Annotated in this window: 13 protein-coding genes; 6 read left to right on the plus strand and 7 right to left on the minus strand. The window is 48.8% G+C overall.

The genetic code is table 11. From position 1 onward, the window contains the following. Window positions 1-8 precede the first annotated feature (8 nt). The gene (locus tag RF679_RS07635) at window positions 9-3,167 is read left to right on the plus strand and encodes an efflux RND transporter permease subunit (protein WP_309483623.1); all 3,159 of its coding nucleotides are present in this window, start codon (window positions 9-11) and stop codon (window positions 3,165-3,167) included. Between the two features lie 170 nt (window positions 3,168-3,337). Here RF679_RS07635 and RF679_RS07640 read toward each other — a convergent pair whose 3' ends face one another. The 3 genes from RF679_RS07640 to RF679_RS07650 all read right to left on the minus strand — a co-directional run bounded on the left by RF679_RS07640 (window position 3,338) and on the right by RF679_RS07650 (window position 4,741). Continuing rightward, window positions 3,338-3,808 (minus strand): VOC family protein, encoded by a 471-nt coding sequence (locus tag RF679_RS07640; RefSeq protein ID WP_309483624.1) that lies wholly within the window; start codon window positions 3,806-3,808, stop codon window positions 3,338-3,340. Between the two features lie 9 nt (window positions 3,809-3,817). After that, window positions 3,818-4,171 (minus strand): DUF1428 domain-containing protein, encoded by a 354-nt coding sequence (locus RF679_RS07645; RefSeq protein ID WP_309483625.1) that lies wholly within the window; start codon window positions 4,169-4,171, stop codon window positions 3,818-3,820. A 390-nt stretch (window positions 4,172-4,561) separates the two neighbouring features. Continuing rightward, window positions 4,562-4,741 carry a hypothetical protein gene (locus tag RF679_RS07650; RefSeq protein WP_309483626.1) on the minus strand — a complete coding sequence of 60 codons (180 nt, stop codon included), beginning with the start codon at window positions 4,739-4,741 and terminating at the stop codon, window positions 4,562-4,564. Between RF679_RS07650 and RF679_RS07655 the strand changes: the two genes are divergently transcribed. Beyond that, complete coding sequence (locus tag RF679_RS07655; RefSeq protein ID WP_309483627.1) at window positions 4,740-5,933, plus strand: amino acid aminotransferase; 1,194 nt, start codon at window positions 4,740-4,742, stop codon at window positions 5,931-5,933. The two genes, RF679_RS07650 and RF679_RS07655, sit on opposite strands and share 2 nt — an antisense overlap. 193 nt (window positions 5,934-6,126) lie before the next feature. Here the strand turns inward: RF679_RS07655 and RF679_RS07660 are convergent, their stop codons facing one another. From RF679_RS07660 to RF679_RS07675, 4 genes are all read right to left on the minus strand, one after another. After that, the gene (locus RF679_RS07660; protein WP_309483628.1) at window positions 6,127-8,178 is read right to left on the minus strand and encodes an O-linked N-acetylglucosamine transferase, SPINDLY family protein; all 2,052 of its coding nucleotides are present in this window, start codon (window positions 8,176-8,178) and stop codon (window positions 6,127-6,129) included. A gap of 35 nt (window positions 8,179-8,213) precedes the next feature. Further along, window positions 8,214-9,149, minus strand: a complete 936-nt coding sequence (gene murI, locus RF679_RS07665) for a glutamate racemase (RefSeq protein WP_309483629.1) — start codon at window positions 9,147-9,149, stop codon at window positions 8,214-8,216. Then, window positions 9,142-10,659: a fumarate hydratase gene (locus tag RF679_RS07670; protein ID WP_309483630.1), complete on the minus strand. Its 1,518-nt coding sequence runs from the start codon at window positions 10,657-10,659 to the stop codon at window positions 9,142-9,144. Before RF679_RS07670 ends, murI begins: the two co-directional genes overlap by 8 nt. 91 nt (window positions 10,660-10,750) lie before the next feature. Then, window positions 10,751-11,362, minus strand: coding sequence for a TIGR00645 family protein (locus RF679_RS07675; RefSeq protein ID WP_309483631.1), 612 nt, complete (start codon window positions 11,360-11,362; stop codon window positions 10,751-10,753). 514 nt (window positions 11,363-11,876) lie between these two features. On the opposite strand from RF679_RS07675, the gene acs reads away from it, so the two are divergent. The 4 genes from acs to rpsO all read left to right on the plus strand — a co-directional run bounded on the left by acs (window position 11,877) and on the right by rpsO (window position 17,442). Further along, window positions 11,877-13,856 (plus strand): acetate--CoA ligase, encoded by a 1,980-nt coding sequence (gene acs / locus RF679_RS07680; protein ID WP_309483632.1) that lies wholly within the window; start codon window positions 11,877-11,879, stop codon window positions 13,854-13,856. A 273-nt stretch (window positions 13,857-14,129) separates the two neighbouring features. Further along, window positions 14,130-14,978 (plus strand): CDP-diacylglycerol--serine O-phosphatidyltransferase, encoded by an 849-nt coding sequence (pssA, locus tag RF679_RS07685; RefSeq protein ID WP_309483983.1) that lies wholly within the window; start codon window positions 14,130-14,132, stop codon window positions 14,976-14,978. Between the two features lie 383 nt (window positions 14,979-15,361). Then, the gene (locus RF679_RS07690; RefSeq protein WP_309483633.1) at window positions 15,362-16,903 is read left to right on the plus strand and encodes a 2-isopropylmalate synthase; all 1,542 of its coding nucleotides are present in this window, start codon (window positions 15,362-15,364) and stop codon (window positions 16,901-16,903) included. Between the two features lie 269 nt (window positions 16,904-17,172). Next, window positions 17,173-17,442, plus strand: a complete 270-nt coding sequence (gene rpsO / locus RF679_RS07695; protein WP_309483634.1) for a 30S ribosomal protein S15 — start codon at window positions 17,173-17,175, stop codon at window positions 17,440-17,442. The last annotated feature ends 34 nt before the right edge of the window (window positions 17,443-17,476 follow it).

Raw genomic sequence — 17,476 nt, forward strand, 5'->3', positions numbered from 1 at the left:
GAGCTGAGATGAATTTTTCCACGCTCTCGATACGGAATCCAATTCCGGCCATTATGCTGTTTGCCTTGCTGAGCTTAGCGGGCATCTTATCTTTTCGCTCGACCATCGTGCAGGATTTTCCTGACATCGAGTTACCCTTGGTCATAGTGAGCGCCAATCTTCCGGGTGCGGCACCTGCGCAGCTAGAAACCGAGGTTGCTCGCAAAATTGAGGATTCAGTAGCAACGCTGCAAGGCGTGAAGAATATTTACACCAAGGTACTCGATGGTGAAGTGACGATCACGGTGGAATTCGTTTTGGAGAAAGTTCTCTCCGATGCCGTTAATGAAGTGCGCGATGCAGTCACGGCAGTGCGAGCGGATCTGCCTCCTGAGATGCGCGATCCGACCGTCACCAAGATGGCTACGGCTGGACGTGTGATCATGACCTACACGGTGGAAGTTGCTCCGGCGGCGCTCGATGCTGCAAAAGCAGCGCAAGAGAACTCAGCGCCCGATGCACAGGACTTGAGTTGGTTCGTGGATAACACGGTGTCCAAACGACTGCGCGCGGTACCGGGTATTGGTGCGGTAAAACGCATTGGCGGAATTAATCGTGAAGTAAGGGTTGAGCTCAATGCGGACAAAATGGCAGCCTTGCGAGTGTCAGCATTGGATGTGTCACGTCGCTTGAAAGCAGTACAAAAAGAAGCGCCGGGTGGTCGTGGTGATGTCAGTGGTGCCGAACAAGCGGTACGTACGATCGCGACCGTCAAGTCTGCCGAAGAATTAGCGCAGATGGATATTCCCTTGCCGGATGGCCGTCATATTCGATTGGATCAAGTGGCAAACGTGAGCGACACCTTTGCCGAACCGCGTGCACGGGCGACCTTCAATGGTCGCGATGTGATTGGCTTTGAAATCTTCAGAACCAAAGGCGCTTCTGAAGTGGATGTTGCCAAAGGTAGTCGCGCTGCTATCGAGGAACTGCAAAAAGATAATCCGCAATATGTTTTCAAGCAGGCGGTTGATAATGCGCAGCCGGTTGAAGAAAACTTCAAAGGCTCGATGGAACTGCTATACGAAGGCGCATTGCTAGCGGTGTTAGTGGTGTGGTGGTTTTTGCGCGACTGGCGTTCGACTCTGGTGGCGGCAGCAGCACTTCCATTATCAGTCATCCCAACTTTCCTTGGCTTGAAATACTTCGGTTATACCTTGAACACGGTCACCTTGTTGTCCTTAGCCTTGGTGGTTGGGGTCTTAGTCGATGATGCGATTGTCGAGATCGAAAATATTGCGCGCCACTTACACATGGGTAAAACGCCGATGCAAGCAGCAACGGAAGCGGCTGATGAAATCGGGATGGCGGTGATCGCCACCACCTTTGCTTTGGTCGCCGTGTTCTTGCCGACCGCATTTATGGGCGGCGTGCCTGGACTATTCTTTAAACAGTTTGGTTGGACGGCGGTGATTGCGATTCTCGCATCATTGGTGGTCGCGCGTTTGCTGACCCCGATGATGGCGGCATACATGTTGAAGGCAGTCGGTGCCGGTGCAGATGGTCAACATCATCAACCGCAAGATGGCAAACTCATGCAATGGTATATGCGGACCATGCAATGGTGTTTGCGTCATCGCTTGGTGACAATCATTGCGGCAGCCTTATTCTTTGCTGGTTCGATGAGCCTCGTCGGATTATTGCCAACCGGATTTGTTCCACCTTCGGATCGTGCGCAAACACAAATCAATATTGAACTGCCACCGGGAAGCACACTACGTGAAACGAGTGATGTAGCAGAGAAAGTGCGCGTGGCAGTAATGTCAGTCAAGGGTATTACCAACGTATTTAGTTCGATTGGCGGTGGTTCGAGTGGTGATGCATTTGCTCCAGGTGCCGCAGCTGAAGCGCGCCGCGCGATTCTGACAGTTAGCGCAGTGCATCGCGATCAACGTAAGGAAGCCATGGCCGATCTTGATAATGCGATTCGGGCCAAATTGGTCGACATTCCTGGTGCACGTTTTTCAGTGGGACCGCAAGATACAGGCGTCAAATTGCAACTAGTATTGCGCAGTGAAGATCCACAAGCTTTGTTGGAATCCGCCCGTGCCGTTGAACGTGAATTGCGCAGCCTGCGTGGTGTCGGTAATATCAGTTCGAGTGCGTCGCTGGTTCGTCCTGAGATTATCGTACGTCCTGATATGGCAAAGGCCGCAGACCTTGGCGTCACGGCGGAAAGCATAGGCGAAACGGTGCGCGTTGCGACGGCGGGTGACTATGACATGTCACTCTCGAAGATGAACCTGACACAACGTCAAGTGCCGATTCGTGTGAAACTACCCGATTATGTGCGTGCGGATCTTGCGGCGATCGAACGCCTCACGGTTCCTGGAAAAAATGGACCAGTTCTGTTAGCCAGTGTCGCCACAGTGTCAATGGAATCAGGACCTGCCCAAATCGACCGACTCAATCGTAGTCGCAATGTTACGTTGGAAGTCGAACTGGGTGGTCGCCAGTTAGGCGAAGTCAATGAAGAAGCGCGCGCGCTACCGAGCATGAAGAATCTGCCGCCATCAGTAAAGATTGCTGAACTCGGCGATGCGCAAGAGATGGAAGCTCTATTCGCAAGTTTTGGTATTGCGATGCTGATCGGCGTGCTCTGTATTTATGGCGTGTTGGTGTTGTTATTCAAAGACTTCATGCAGCCAGTAACCATTCTCGCCGCTTTGCCCTTAAGTATCGGTGGTGCTTTCGTGGCACTGCTGGTAACTGGGCGTGCGCTATCGATGCCGTCGATGATTGGCCTGATTATGTTGATGGGGATCGTCACTAAGAACTCGATTCTCTTGGTCGACTACGCCATCATCGCGCGTCGTCAAGGGATGGCGCGCTTCGAAGCCTTGGTGGATGCATGCCATAAGCGCAGTAGGCCCATCGTCATGACGACCATTGCGATGGGCGCTGGCATGATGCCGCTCGCTTTGGGTTGGGGCGCTGATCCTAGTTTCCGTTCGCCGATGGCGATTGCAGTGATCGGCGGTTTGATTACGTCGACGCTCTTGAGTTTGTTGGTGGTGCCTGCGGTGTTCACGTATGTGGATGACCTGGCACAGGGACTAAAGAAAGCATCCAGTCGTAAGAAGTTAGATTCAAGAACAGCGGGATCTCATGACTTGAGTAATAACCTATAGCGAAGGACTACGCACAAAAGAAAGGCAGTGAACTGTTAAGTTTCACTGCCTTTTTTCTTTTGGCTCTGAAGCAACTCTGTTCTTATGTGCTTCGGTGCTTCGGTGTGGAATTGGCCTGTCACCTCACTTCTGCGTCGCCACTGCAAACGAGCTTGCGCTAGATACAGTTTTTACCCATGATAAGCCGCTTCCAATTTGGATACATCGATTTTACTCATCTCCATCATCGCTTTCATGACACGCGCAGAACGCTCGACGTCGTCGTCTTGCAGCATGTCGACTAAACTTCTTGGAACAATCTGCCAAGATACGCCGAATTTATCCTTTAGCCATGCGCAGCGTCCAGGTGTGCCTCCTTCGACTAAACGATCCCAATAGTGATCGACTTCTTCTTGGGTTTCGCAATCGACAAAGAGCGAGATCGCTTCTGTAAACGGAAATTGAGGCCCAGCATTGAGTGCAATAAATGTTTGATCTTCAATTTCGAAACGCATTGTCAAGACTTGGCCATTTAGCTCTGGGACGGAATCTCCATAGCGGGACACGTCAAGAATCTTGCCGTTCTTGAAAATGCTGAGGTAATGATTGACCGCTTCTTCTGCATTAAGGTTAAACCAAAGGCAGGGCGTAATTTTTTGCATATTGTCCTCTTAGAATTCGACTAGTTTTTGAAAGCCACCGTAGATCAAACGTTTGCCATCGAAGGGCATGGGGATCGCTTCGGGTGCGAAGCGAGGGTCTGCCATCATCTTCTCCCACGCTGCGTCACGTACTTCTTTTGACGGCCACGTCATCCAAGAAAAGACCACAGTCTCATCCTCTTTTAACATCACGGCTTGTGGAAATGAAGTGAGTTTGCCAGGTTGGATATCGTCACCCCAGCACTCGACGATGTTAATCACACCAAATTCTTTAAAAAGGGCTGAGGTCTTGCGTGAATATTCGGCATAGACTTCTTTGTCTTTGTTTGCCACTGGGATGATAAAACCATCGACATAATTCATAGTCATTCCTAAAGGTTGATAGTGAATCGAATGCTTAATTTGAAAAGGTGAAATTGCCGCGAGCTACACGCACCCCAGTGTAAGGAGTCGATGCATAGGTGGCAAGATATATTCAATAGCTTGTTTGATTGACCAAACAAAAAGTGGAATGAATTACGATAAATGAGGGAAAAATCGCCGATCTGTCCGGAAATACACCCTCAAAATGTGGCAAAATAGCGGTTTTGCGAAATTCTCAACGTTGTAGCAGTAAGACGGTACTAATTCGGTGGTGCTTACCCAGCACGCCAAGTTTGCTAAGCCAGCGAACGATCGACTTCGGCAAGGGCACTCCTTTGTCGGTGCACGGTAAAAATTGAATGAGGGCGGACATTCGCTTTCAACTCGTGATTAGTCGAACTTCTCACTGACATTTCTCAGAATTTGCGCTCGTGGCATGCATACGCCAATCGATACATCCATCGGTACAGCCATCGATATGTTGTAGTCGGCGTCAACCAAAATGCCAGCATTCACGTTTTTAGCTGTTTGACCTTGTTTATGTTTTTTTACACTCCGGAGTTTTAACATGTTTCAGCACGTCGAAGCCTATGCAGGCGATCCTATCTTGTCCTTGAATGAAGCCTTTGGTAAGGATACCCGTCCAAACAAGATTAATCTGTCGATTGGCATTTATTTTGACGATAACGGCAAGATTCCAATGTTGCCATCCGTACGTGCTGCAGAATTGAAAGTGGTTGAAGCTGCTGGTGCGCGTCCTTATTTGCCAATGGAAGGTGCAGCAAACTTCCGTACAGCCGTACAACATTTGTTGTTTGGCGCAGAACACGCAGCGGTCAAAGCTGGTCGCGTCGTGACTTTGCAAACCGTTGGTTCGAGTGGTGGTTTGAAAGTCGGTGCTGATTTCATCAAGCGTTATTTCCCTAACACGACCATGTTGATTAGCGATCCAACTTGGGATAATCACCGCGCTGTTTTCGAAGGTTCTGGTTTGGCTGTAAAAACCTACCCGTACTACAACTCTGCAACGGGTGGTTTGCGCTTTGAAGAAATGTTGGCGGCCTTGAAGCAAGCAGAAGAGAAGAGCGTGGTCTTGTTGCACGCTTGCTGCCATAACCCAACTGGCGTTGATCTCACCAAAGAACAATGGCAACAATTGGTACCGGTGTTGAAAGAGCGCAATTTGATTCCTTTCCTCGACTTGGCTTACCAAGGTTACGGTGATGGTATCGAAGAAGATGCATACGCTATTCGTTTGATCGCTGATTCTGGTTTGAGCGCATTCGTGGCGAACTCTTTCTCGAAGAGCATGAGCTTGTATGGCGAACGTTGCGGTGCCTTGAGCGTGATCTGCCCAGATGCAGCACAAGCAGTGAATGTCTTGGGTCAATTGAAAGCCGGCATTCGTCGCAACTATTCCAACCCACCAATGCACGGTGGTCAAATCGTCGCTACGGTCTTGACTGACCCAGCTTTGCGCCCAATGTGGGAAGCTGAAGTCGTTGCTATGCGTGACCGTATCCAAGCGATGCGTCGTGCTTTGCATGATGTCTTGGTAGCCAAAGTGCCAGGTCGTGATTTCAGCTACTTCTTAACTCAACGCGGGATGTTCTCTTACACTGGTTTGACAGCAGAACAGTGCGACCGCTTGAAAGAAGAATTCGGCGTTTACTTGGTACGCTCTGGCCGTATGTGCGTCGCTGGTTTGAACACACGTAACGTTGAAGCGACAGCAAACGCAATCGCTGCAGTGTTGGCTTAATCAGAGATGCGCTACCAATTGAGATTGGTGGTGCACTGTTAGGATATTGGTTTTAGAAATCTCTGAGGTCAAGCTCAGCAAACGAGGCAAGCTTCCGTTTTTTATTGGAGCTTGCCTTTTTGTTTTGGTGGTGAAATTACTGCTTGATCGTACTTGTTTGCCGATGTGCTCATCACCTTACCAGCTCACCTTTTCATTCGCTGATACTTTTTGAATCGCGAACTGCTTGTTCAAGCAAAGATTCAAGTTCCTTAGCAAAGATTTGTGCATTGAAGAGAGGCGACTCTTTTGCCCGTTGGCGCAGAGTTTGTCTACACTGATTCAACAGCACGAGCTGGCTTGATTTCTCGCAGGCGATGCGGACAAAATCGTTTTCATCGCTAGCGATCCAATCTTTCAGTCCCACACAAGTCAGCATACTTTCCCCTTGGCGACTGAGTAAATTGTGACCTTGCAAAGTCAAGGTCGGTACACCCATCCAAATCGCTTCAGTAGTCGTCGTGCCACCGGGGAAAGGATGGGTGTCGAGAATAAAATCGACTTCTGCATGCGCTGCCAAATAGTCGCTGTAACTCATGCCGCCCACAAATCTCAAGCGTGACGATGGTATGCCGTGACGCGCAAATTTGGCGATCAAAGCTTGTTTTGATGACTCATGATCAAAAGCACTGTTTTGTAAGCGAAGTACGCTGTTTTCTTGTGCCAATAAGACGCGTGACCACAAAGCGATACTCGCGTCGGTCAATTTATTCGGTGTTTGGAAAGTGCCATAACAGATCGGTTTGCCAAGCAATGCTGGTGTGGTGCTGAGCTTCAGTTCGATTGCTGTTTTTGGTTCGCTCATGCAAAGACGAGTGGCACTGAAATACAAGGGCTTTTCGCAGAATTGCTTGGTGTCGGCTTCTGGAACAGAAACTTTATCAACCAAAATATAGTCGATTTCGTCAACGCCTGTGCTAGCCCAATAACCAAGCCATGCAATTTGGATCGGTGCTGGTTTCGCGCAAAAGACGGCGAGTCGATTGTGTTCGGTGTGACCCGCGAGATCAATCAAGATATCGATCTTGTCATCGGCGATTTTTTGAGCCAAAGCTTGATCGGACAGTTGTGCTACGCCATGCCACTCAAGGAAATATGATTTTAATTCTTGGCTGATGCTATCTTCGATCAGTTGGTTGGCATAGGCGATGCAGTGAAAGCGCTCACTATGCAGATGTTTTAGTACATTGCGCAAGAATAGTCCGACTGGATGACCACGTAAATCGCCACTGACAAAACCGATGCGTAGTGGCGAATCTGTGTTCGGACTCACTTGGCGAGGAGGAAGTTTTTCGACTCTCTGCCGTAGCTTCCCTGCGTAGTCTCGCGCTTCTTGTAGATAGAAATCGGCGCTGATGCTAGCGTTATAGCTTAGCGCGTATAAGTAATTTTGGTGAGCCGTCAGTTGCTGCGGGTCTTGAGTAATGACTTGTTTGTACTGTTCACAAGCGAGCTCGACATCACCGCGTAGCTGCAAGCAGGAGGCGAGAAAACCGCGAGCTTCGCCGTGCGATGGTGAGACTTGCAGAATTGCGTTGAAGAGTTGTTCAGCACGATCAAGCTGACGCACTCGCATAAAGGCGCAAGCAAGATGTAATTGCAAACTTTGGTTGTCCGGTGATTGGATCAGAGCCTGCTCATAATGTTCAATTGCCAGTTCATGCTGCTGCAAACTTGAGTAGCATTGTGCTTTGAAAAGATGAAAAGGGAGGCTGTTTGTCGCCAGAAAAGGACGCTGCTCAAATCGCTTGAGCGCTTGGTGAAAGTCACCAATATTGATCAACAAAGCGCACAGGCATTGACGACAGAAATCGAAATCTGGTGCCAAATTCAAGGCGGCTTGGTAATGCGAAATCGCCGCTTCATTGCGTGATCGCTTTTCTTCGAGCTGACCAAGATTGAAATGCACATCGATATTCTTAGCATCAAGTTGCTTCGCTTGCTTAAGATAAGCATGCGCTTCTTCAAGTCGGTTTGCTTGAATGAGAACGAAACCAAGGTTGATCAAATAAGCGACCTCATTTGGTGACTTCTCCAACAAGGTCTGATAACAGCGCGCAGCTTCGGTGTAGTTTTGTTCGTCAAGAAAACGATTTGCCTGACTTTTTAGATCGTTGACCTTGGAGTCGAATGGAGATTCAGTCGATGTCGCTGAATGCGCTTGCTCGGGTTTCTTTGAGAATGCACTTTTGAGCCAATTGAGCATGTCGAGTCTCGTTCTTCGATGTCGAAAATAGCTAGCTAAGTGGGAAGATGGCAAACCTGCACGGGTACGGATTCTTCCTTGATATAACCGAGGGCAATTCGCAAAGTGTTTTCCGTTCCAGTCGTCCACACTTCGAGCGCCGCCGCTTGCTTCTTGTCCTCACTTGGCGACTCCGCATCGATGGCGGGCTTTAGTAAGCCGTGTTGTGCAAGAAGTTGCTGTAAGCGTCGCGCGATTGCAGCACCGGTGTCGACGACAAAAATTTCTTTATTGTTCTGGTTGCCGTCTTGTTCGGCACTGTATTCGGCGATGATGCTGCGAATCTGTTGTTCCACGAATGGATAATGTGTGCAGCCGAGCACAAGCGTGTCGACACCTTGCTCAAGCAGTGGCGTCACATACTGTCGTAGCAAGCCGGTGATGGCAGGTGAGCTAAGATCACCGCGTTCGATTTCATTGACCAATCCAACGCAAGCTTGTGGAATAAATTGCGTTTGTGTTTCTAACGATAAGCGGGCACTGAGCTCTTGGAACTTTTGGCTTTGCAAAGTGCTGCGCGTCGCTAATACGCCGACCACTTTGCTTTCACTACGAGCGGCAGCTGGTTTAATGCCGGGCTCCATGCCGATGATAATGAAATGTGGAAAACGTTGCCGTAATTCCGCCACGGCAGCGGCGGTAGCGGTATTGCAGGCGATAATGAGTGCTTTGATGCCTTTGGCGAGTAAGAACTCAGTGATCTTGATACTGCGTGCAATTAGTTCTTCGTTACTACGCTCACCATAAGGCGCATAGGCGGAGTCTGCAAAATAGATGAAGTCCTCATGGGGTAATTGCTCACGCAGATGATGGACAACAGACAGGCCGCCTATGCCAGAATCAAAGACGCCAACCGGTGCGTGCGCTGAGAGCGGCACACTGAAGTTGGCGACATGATTGACACCTTGGGAATGAGAATCAAGCTTATGCAACGGGGATGATTCCAATTTTTGCTTGCCACTCTTTCGGCCCGGTATTGTGCACCGATGTGCCGTTCGCATCGACCGCGACTGTGACAGGCATATCGACAACGTCAAACTCGTAAATCGCTTCCATGCCGAGGTCAGCAAAGCCAACCACTTTCGCGCTCTTGATGGCTTTCGATACAAGGTAAGCTGCACCACCAACGGCCATCAAGTAGGCCGACTTGTGCTTTTTAATCGATTCGATCGCCACTGGGCCACGCTCAGCTTTACCGATCATCGAAATTAGACCGGTTTTCTCCAACATCATGTCGGTGAACTTATCCATACGTGTTGCCGTGGTTGGACCTGCTGGACCAACGGCTTCGTCACGTACTGGATCAACAGGACCCACGTAGTAGATCACACGGTTGGTGAAGTCGACTGGCAATTGCTCACCTTTGGCTAGCATGTCTTGAATGCGTTTGTGCGCTGCATCGCGACCCGTCAACATTTTGCCGTTCAAGAGCAAGGTTTGGCCAGGTTTCCAAGACGCGACTTCTTCTTTGGTTAAGCTGTTCAAATCGATGCGTTTGGATTTTTCCGTGTCGGCGATCCAGTGCACGTCTGGCCAGTTCGACAATGATGGTGGTTCCATATACGATGGACCTGAACCGTCGAGCACAAAGTGTGCATGGCGTGTCGCCGCGCAGTTTGGAATCATTGCTACTGGTTTCGATGCAGCATGGGTTGGGTACATATTGATCTTGACGTCGAGTACTGTCGTCAAACCGCCCAAGCCCTGTGCGCCGATACCGAGTGCGTTGATTTTGTCGCACAACTCGATACGCAGTTCTTCGGTCTTATTGCGTGGACCACGCAATTTCAATTCGTGCATGTCGATGTCTTCCATCAGCGATTCTTTTGCCATCAACATCGCTTTTTCTGCTGTGCCACCGATACCGATACCAAGCATGCCAGGTGGACACCAGCCTGCGCCCATTGTCGGCACGGTCTTCATCACCCAATCCACCAAAGAGTCGGATGGATTCAACATCACGAACTTGGTTTTGTTTTCAGAACCACCGCCTTTGGCCGCCAATTGCACATCAACGGTATTGCCTGGTACGAGTTCCATATGCACGACCGCAGGGGTATTGTCCTTGGTGTTTTTACGATCGAATTGTGGATCGGCCACGATCGATGCGCGCAACACGTTTTCAGAGTAGCCGTAGCCGCGACGCACACCTTCGTTGACTGCGTCGATGATAGAGCCGCTAAAGCCTTCAAAACGTACTTCCATACCGATCTTCAAGAAAACATTGACGATACCAGTGTCTTGGCAAATCGGACGTTTGCCTTCGGCACACATACGGCTATTCGTCAAAATTTGGGCGATGGCATCTTTCGCCGCAGGGCTTTGTTCGATTTCATAGGCGCGTGCTAAGTGGGCGATGTAATCAGCTGGATGGTAGTAGCTGATGTACTGCAGGGCAGCGGCAACGGATTCAATTAAATCATCTTGTTTAATGACGGTCATGATGAGGCTCTCTTGCTGTGGTTTTGGTTTAAATTTGTGCTGTGTAGCTACGTTTATGTTGCGTAGCTGCGCTCATGTTCTGTATCTACGCTTAATGCTTGTGGGCTTGTTGCTGCGCTTTCGTCATCAAGGTGTCGCAATAGGCGATCGCTAATGCGGAGAGCAAGAAGACCACGTGAATCACCGTTTGCGCGATCAGTTCTTTCGCTTGATAGGCTTGCGCATTGATGAAGGTTTTTAAGAGGTGAATTGAAGAGATGCCGATAATCGCCATCGCTAATTTCACTTTCAGCACTGTGGCGTTCACATGCGATAACCATTCTGGTTGATCCGGGTGGTTTTCTAAACGCAGACGCGAAACGAAAGTTTCGTAGCCACCGACAATGACCATCACCAGCAAATTGGAGATCATGACTACGTCGATTAGACCCAATACCACTAGCATAATTGTGGTTTCATTGAGTTTAGTCACACCTTCTGCAACAGGCGCTCCAGTTACAGCGACAGCTTTTAAGAGATGCCCCAGGGCGGTTTGGTTGCCCATTGCGGCAGCGACCAAATCGACCAGCTCTACCCAAAAATGATAGACATAGACGCATTGCGCCAGAATCAGGCCAAGGTAAAGCGGGAGTTGGATCCAGCGGCTGGCGAAGATGATGGTCGAAAGTGGGGAAAGGCTGGATGTTTTTGGATTGTCTGACATGTGCGAAAAGTCTTTCGTTGTAAAGAATGCTTTGATGTACGCAAGTACCATGGGACTCGCGGGCGATCAATCTTGTGGTGAATTAGGCGTCCTATTGCTTAAAGTTTCTTAAACAAATTTGAAGTTAATTTGAAACTAAGTTGAAACTGGGTTTCTTGACTTTTTCACTACAAGAGTCAGGCCGTTATTTTACACGGATGTACTCCAGCTGTCTGCCAAGCAGCGTATTTGCAAGTAGCTTGCGCCAGATCAAACAAGTAGTGTCGACAGACGCGGTAATACCAGTGATTTAAAAATAGCTTTTTTGCTGCACTGCGCTTAGAATCGAATGCAAAAAAAAGACAAAGTGGTGAATATCAAAAGGCGTTAAACGTCAGTCGACACCTTAGTAGGTTTGATCAGTAATGCGTCGGCATCTTGTATTGAGCGAGTGGCATTGGAACTCCACAAATATGGTGGGGCCGAAAAAAATGCTGCAGACGCTTTTTGATATTCACAACGCATGGAGACCATTATGTCGGATCAAGAAGTCAAAGCTGAATCTCGGGTATTTCCTCCACCAGCTGCATTCGCAGCGACTGCCGCCATCTCAGGGATGGATGCCTACAACGCCTTGTGTGCCGAAGCAGCGGCCGACTACGAAGGCTTTTGGGCAAAACTCGCACGCGAGAACCTGCACTGGCATAAACCCTTCACAACGATTCTTGATGAGTCCAATGCGCCACTTTATAAGTGGTTCGATGATGGATTGTTGAATGTGTCCTACAACTGCCTCGACGTTAATATTCAAAAAGGTTTGGGCGATAAGACGGCCATTATTTTTGAAGCCGATGGTGGCGATGTAACGAAAGTTAGCTATCAAGACCTGCACGCCAAAGTCTGTCAATTCGCCAATGGTTTGCGCTCCTTGGGAGTGAAGAAGGGCGACCGCGTCGTCATCTACATGCCGATGTCAGTCGAAGGTGTGGTGGCGATGCAAGCATGCGCTCGTATTGGTGCAACCCACTCAGTTGTGTTTGGTGGCTTTTCTGCAAAATCTCTGCAAGAACGTATTGTCGATGTGGGTGCGACTTTAGTGATTACTGCGGATGAACAAGTTCGTGGCGGTAAACAGTTGCCGTTGAAAGCGATTGTTGATGAGGCGCTGGGCCTTGGCGATTGCGAAAAAGTATCGAAGGTAGTGGTGTACAAACGCACTGGTGGCAACGTGCCTTTCGATGCTGTGCGCGATTTGTGGATGCATGAATTGGTTGCAGATCAAGCCACGCAGTGCGAGCCAGAATGGGTTAATGCAGATCATCCATTGTTCATTCTTTACACTTCAGGTTCCACTGGTAAACCGAAAGGCGTACAACATTCTTCTGGCGGCTATTTGTTGTGGGCGATGTTGACCATGAAGTGGACCTTCGACATCAAACCGAACGACGTATTTTGGTGTACTGCGGATATTGGTTGGGTCACAGGCCACACCTACATCACCTACGGTCCATTAGCGATGGGTTCCACCGAGATCGTTTTTGAGGGCGTGCCAACTTATCCCAATGCTGGCCGCTTCTGGGACATGATCCAAAAACACAAAGCGACGATTTTCTACACGGCACCGACAGCGATTCGTTCTTTGATCAAAGCGGCCGATGGTGATCCAGCGATCCACCCAAATAAATACGACTTGTCATCCTTACGCTTACTGGGTTCAGTGGGTGAACCAATCAATCCAGAAGCGTGGATGTGGTATTACAAAAATGTGGGTGGTGAGCGTTGCCCAATCGCTGATACATTCTGGCAAACAGAAACAGGTGGTCATATGATCACGCCACTGCCAGGTGCGACACCTTTGGTACCAGGCTCCTGTACCTTACCTTTGCCAGGCATTATGGCGGCTATCGTTGACGAAACCGGCGCTGATTTGCCTAATGGTCAAGGCGGTATTTTGGTCGTCAAACGTCCATGGCCTTCGATGATTCGCACAATTTGGGGCGATGCTGATCGCTTTAAGAAGAGCTACTTCCCAGAGGAACTCGGCGGTAAAACTTATCTTGCTGGTGATGGTGCGATTCGTAACAAAGACACGGGTTATTTTACGATTACCGGTCGTATCGATGACGTGCTGAACGTTTCCGGTCACCGTATGGGTACGATGGAAATCGAATCTGCCTTAGTGGCGAATCCCTTAGTGGCGGAAGCGGCGGTAGTTGGTAAGCCTGATGACACCACAGGTGAAGCAATTTGCGCTTTTGTGGTTTTGAAGCGTGCTCGCCCCACTGGCGAAGAAGCAAAACAGATCGCGCTCGAGTTGCGTAACTGGGTGGCGAAGGAAATTGGCCCAATCGCGAAACCGAAAGAGATCCGTTTTGGTGACAACTTACCGAAGACACGTTCCGGCAAAATCATGCGTCGTTTGTTGCGCGTGATTGCCAAAGGTGAAGAGATCACTCAAGACGTTTCGACTCTCGAAAATCCAGCGATTTTGGATCAGTTGAAACAAGCTCAGTAACAAGATCAGAAATCAACGCTTGCATCAAAAGCAAATAGCACATTGAAGAAGCGCTGAAGAAAAAAAAGCCTCAAGTCACAAGCTTGGGGCTTTTTTGTGGGTCATTGTATTGTTTAAAAAAATTGAGTATTTACTAATGCGGTTTTCCTAGCGTGGCTTAAGCGTTATACTTGCGCGATATTAAACCTACAGACTCAATCTGTTTTTGCAGATCAATCACGGTTCGCGCTGAGTTGTGAACCTGAAATCTGATTTGCGAGCAGAGACATGGACATGAATTCCACCAAAGATAGAAAACCTAAAGGCAGTTTTAAACTGTTTCCTCGCGGTGCTCGTAAAGCGACGACAGAGAGCGGGGCTCTCGGTCGTAAGCCGTCACGTGGCATCTATTTATTGCCTAATGCATTCACAACAGCGGCCTTGTTTTGCGGTTTTTATGCCATCGTGATGGCGATGAATCAAAAATTTGAGCAATCCGGTTTGGCCATTTTTGTCGCCATGGTGCTCGATAGTTTGGATGGGCGCGTCGCGCGCATGACCAATACGCAAAGTGAATTTGGTGCGCAGTACGATAGTTTGTCCGATATGGTCTCATTCGGCGTCGCGCCAGCCTTAATCGCCTATGAGTGGGCCCTCAAAGGCATGGGCAAGCTTGGCTGGTTAGCTGCATTTGTGTATTGTTCAGGTGCCGCCTTACGTTTGGCACGCTTTAATGCAAATATTGGTGTGGTCGATAAACGCTATTTCCAAGGCTTACCTAGCCCAGCCGCGGCAGCTTTGGTCGCTGGTTTTATTTTGCTGATGGATGACCTTGGTGTGCCTGGTGTCGATGTGCGTTGGTATGCGTGGGGCGTGGCCTTGTTTGCCGGTTTGACTATGGTCACGAATGTCCCGTTTTACAGCTTTAAAGATGTTAATTTGAAACGCTCCGTGCCATTTATCGCGCCATTTTTGATCGTGTTGGTTTATGTTGCGGTTGTAAGCGATCCACCTAAAGTTTTGTTCTCTTTGTTTGTCTTGTATGCATTGTCTGGGTATGCCGTCTTGCTATGGCGTTGGCGCAAAGGCCGCCCGATCAGTATTGTGCAGCTGTCGAGCGAAGAAGGCGACGTTAAGAAATAATTGAGGAACGAGGCTTGCACTTTTCTTAAAACGGTTTTATAGTCAGGTTCATGACATTCATTTCAACGACATTCGGTGCACACAATGCACTTTCTCAAGCAGACCGCTCGCGTCTGCTTTTGTCGTTGCTGATCGCAGCTGCCGCATCCTTGGCAACTCTAAAGTCTTCCCTAACGCTATCTTTAGCGAATCTACTAGCGCTCGCGCGCTAAATCTCACTATACCCACAACTTGAGTAGTGCCTCACCCATGTGTGTTTTGCAAGGGTCGGGAAAAGTCTATTCAAGTCGCGCTTAATTTTCTAAGCGCATCGATGTATTCAGATTATTCATTTATTTCGCATTTGAAGACTTAATTCATAGACATAGACACTGGAGCAAACCATGGCAGCAGAAAAACTCATTATTTTTGATACGACTTTGCGTGATGGCGAGCAATCGCCTGGCGCTTCAATGACACGTGATGAAAAGGTGCGGATTGCACGCCAATTGGAACGCTTAAAAGTCGACGTGATCGAAGCAGGTTTTGCTGCCGCCTCTCCTGGAGATTTTGAATCGATCAAGGCCATCGCAGCAGCGGTGCGCGAACCGATTATTTGTTCGCTTTCTCGCGCGAATGATCGCGATATTTCGCGTGCGGCAGAGGCCTTGGAAAAAGCCCAGCGTAAGCGTATCCATACCTTCATCGCAACTTCACCTTTACACATGGAGATGAAATTGCGCATGAGTCCAGATCAAGTGCTCGAGCAAGCGATTCAGGCAGTCCGCTTTGCGCGGCAATTTACCGATGATATTGAATTTAGTCCTGAAGACGGCAGCCGTTCTGATTTTGATTTCTTGTGCCGCGTGCTTGAAGCTGTCATTAAAGAAGGTGCAACGACCATTAACTTTGCCGACACCGTAGGTTATGGTGTGCCGGAATTGTATGGCAATACGCTCAAACGTTTGCGTGAGACGATTCCGAATTCTGATAAGGCGATTTGGTCCGTGCATTGCCATAACGATTTGGGGATGGCCGTGGCGAATTCCTTGGCTGGCGTGATGATTGGCGGTGCGCGTCAAGTCGAATGTACGATCAACGGTTTAGGTGAACGTGCTGGTAATACGGCCTTAGAAGAGATTGTGATGGCGGTGAAAACGCGTAAAGATCACTTCAATCTTGATGTCGGTATCGATACCTCACAGATCGTGGCAACATCAAAAATGGTTTCGCAGATCACAGGCTTTGCGGTGCAGCCCAATAAGGCCATTGTGGGGGCGAATGCGTTTGCCCATGCTTCCGGCATTCATCAAGATGGCATTTTGAAAGCGCGCAATACCTATGAAATTATGCGTGCGGAGGATGTGGGATGGAGTGCCAATAAGATCGTCTTGGGGAAATTGTCGGGTCGTAATGCGTTCAAGCAGCGTTTGCAAGAACTTGGTATCGCCTTGGAATCGGAGACCGAAGTCAATGCTGCTTTCGCCCGTTTCAAAGATTTGGCTGACAAAAAAGCCGAGATTTTTGATGAGGATATTTTGGCAGTGGTGGCGGAAGAGGAGCATTCTCACGATGCAGATCATTATCGTTTGGTCTCGATCAGCCAGCATTCTGAGACGGGTGAGCGTTCCTCCGCAGTGGTGGTGATGACGATTGGTGATCGTGAAAAATCATGCATCGCTCAAGGTAACGGTGCGGTGGATGCAATCGTCAATGCGATTGAATCAGAAGTGAAGAGTGAGGCTGAGTTGCTGTTGTTCTCGATTAATGCGATTACGGCAGGCACCCAGTCGCAGGGTGAGGTCACGATACGCTTAGGGAAATCCGGTCGTATCGTCAACGGTGTTGGCGCCGACCCTGATATCGTGGTGGCCTCAGCGAAAGCCTACATTTCTGCTTTGAATAAGTTGTATTCCAAGGTCGAGAAACTTAATCCGCAGCTGTAATTTGCCAGTGCAGATGTTGGCATGAAACTGCGGAACCTCAGAGGTCGTGGCCTTATGTTTTAGGCGCAGCCGACCTCTGTATCACGACTCGAGCAATAGGAAGGTCCGAGTCTCCTAGTGCCTTCCTGTGCGAAATCGGCGTAAAACTTGAGTTGGCGCTGGTTTTTGTGCTATAGTCGCGGTCTCAGTCGAATTTGATTGAGTTTTTTAATTGTATTTCACGATAATGATGGTTCTTTACTATTGTTATCGCATGTAAAGGAAATAAGATGTCTATCGAAAAAAGCACTAAAGCCGCTATCGTTGCGGATAACGCCCGTAGTCAAAACGACACAGGTTCTCCAGAAGTTCAAGTTGCATTGTTGACAGCACGTATCAACGATTTGAACGGTCACTTCAAGGCACACTTGAAAGATCACCACTCACGTCGTGGTTTGATCATGATGGTTAATCGTCGTAAGAGCTTGTTGTCTTACTTGAAAAAGAAAGATTTGAACCGTTATCGCGCATTGATCGAGAAACTCGGCTTGCGTAAGTAATCTAGTCAGTAATTTATTCTCGCGAATATTTTGC

Source organism: Undibacterium cyanobacteriorum (assembly GCF_031326225.1).
GTDB lineage: Bacteria > Pseudomonadota > Gammaproteobacteria > Burkholderiales > Burkholderiaceae_D > Undibacterium > Undibacterium cyanobacteriorum.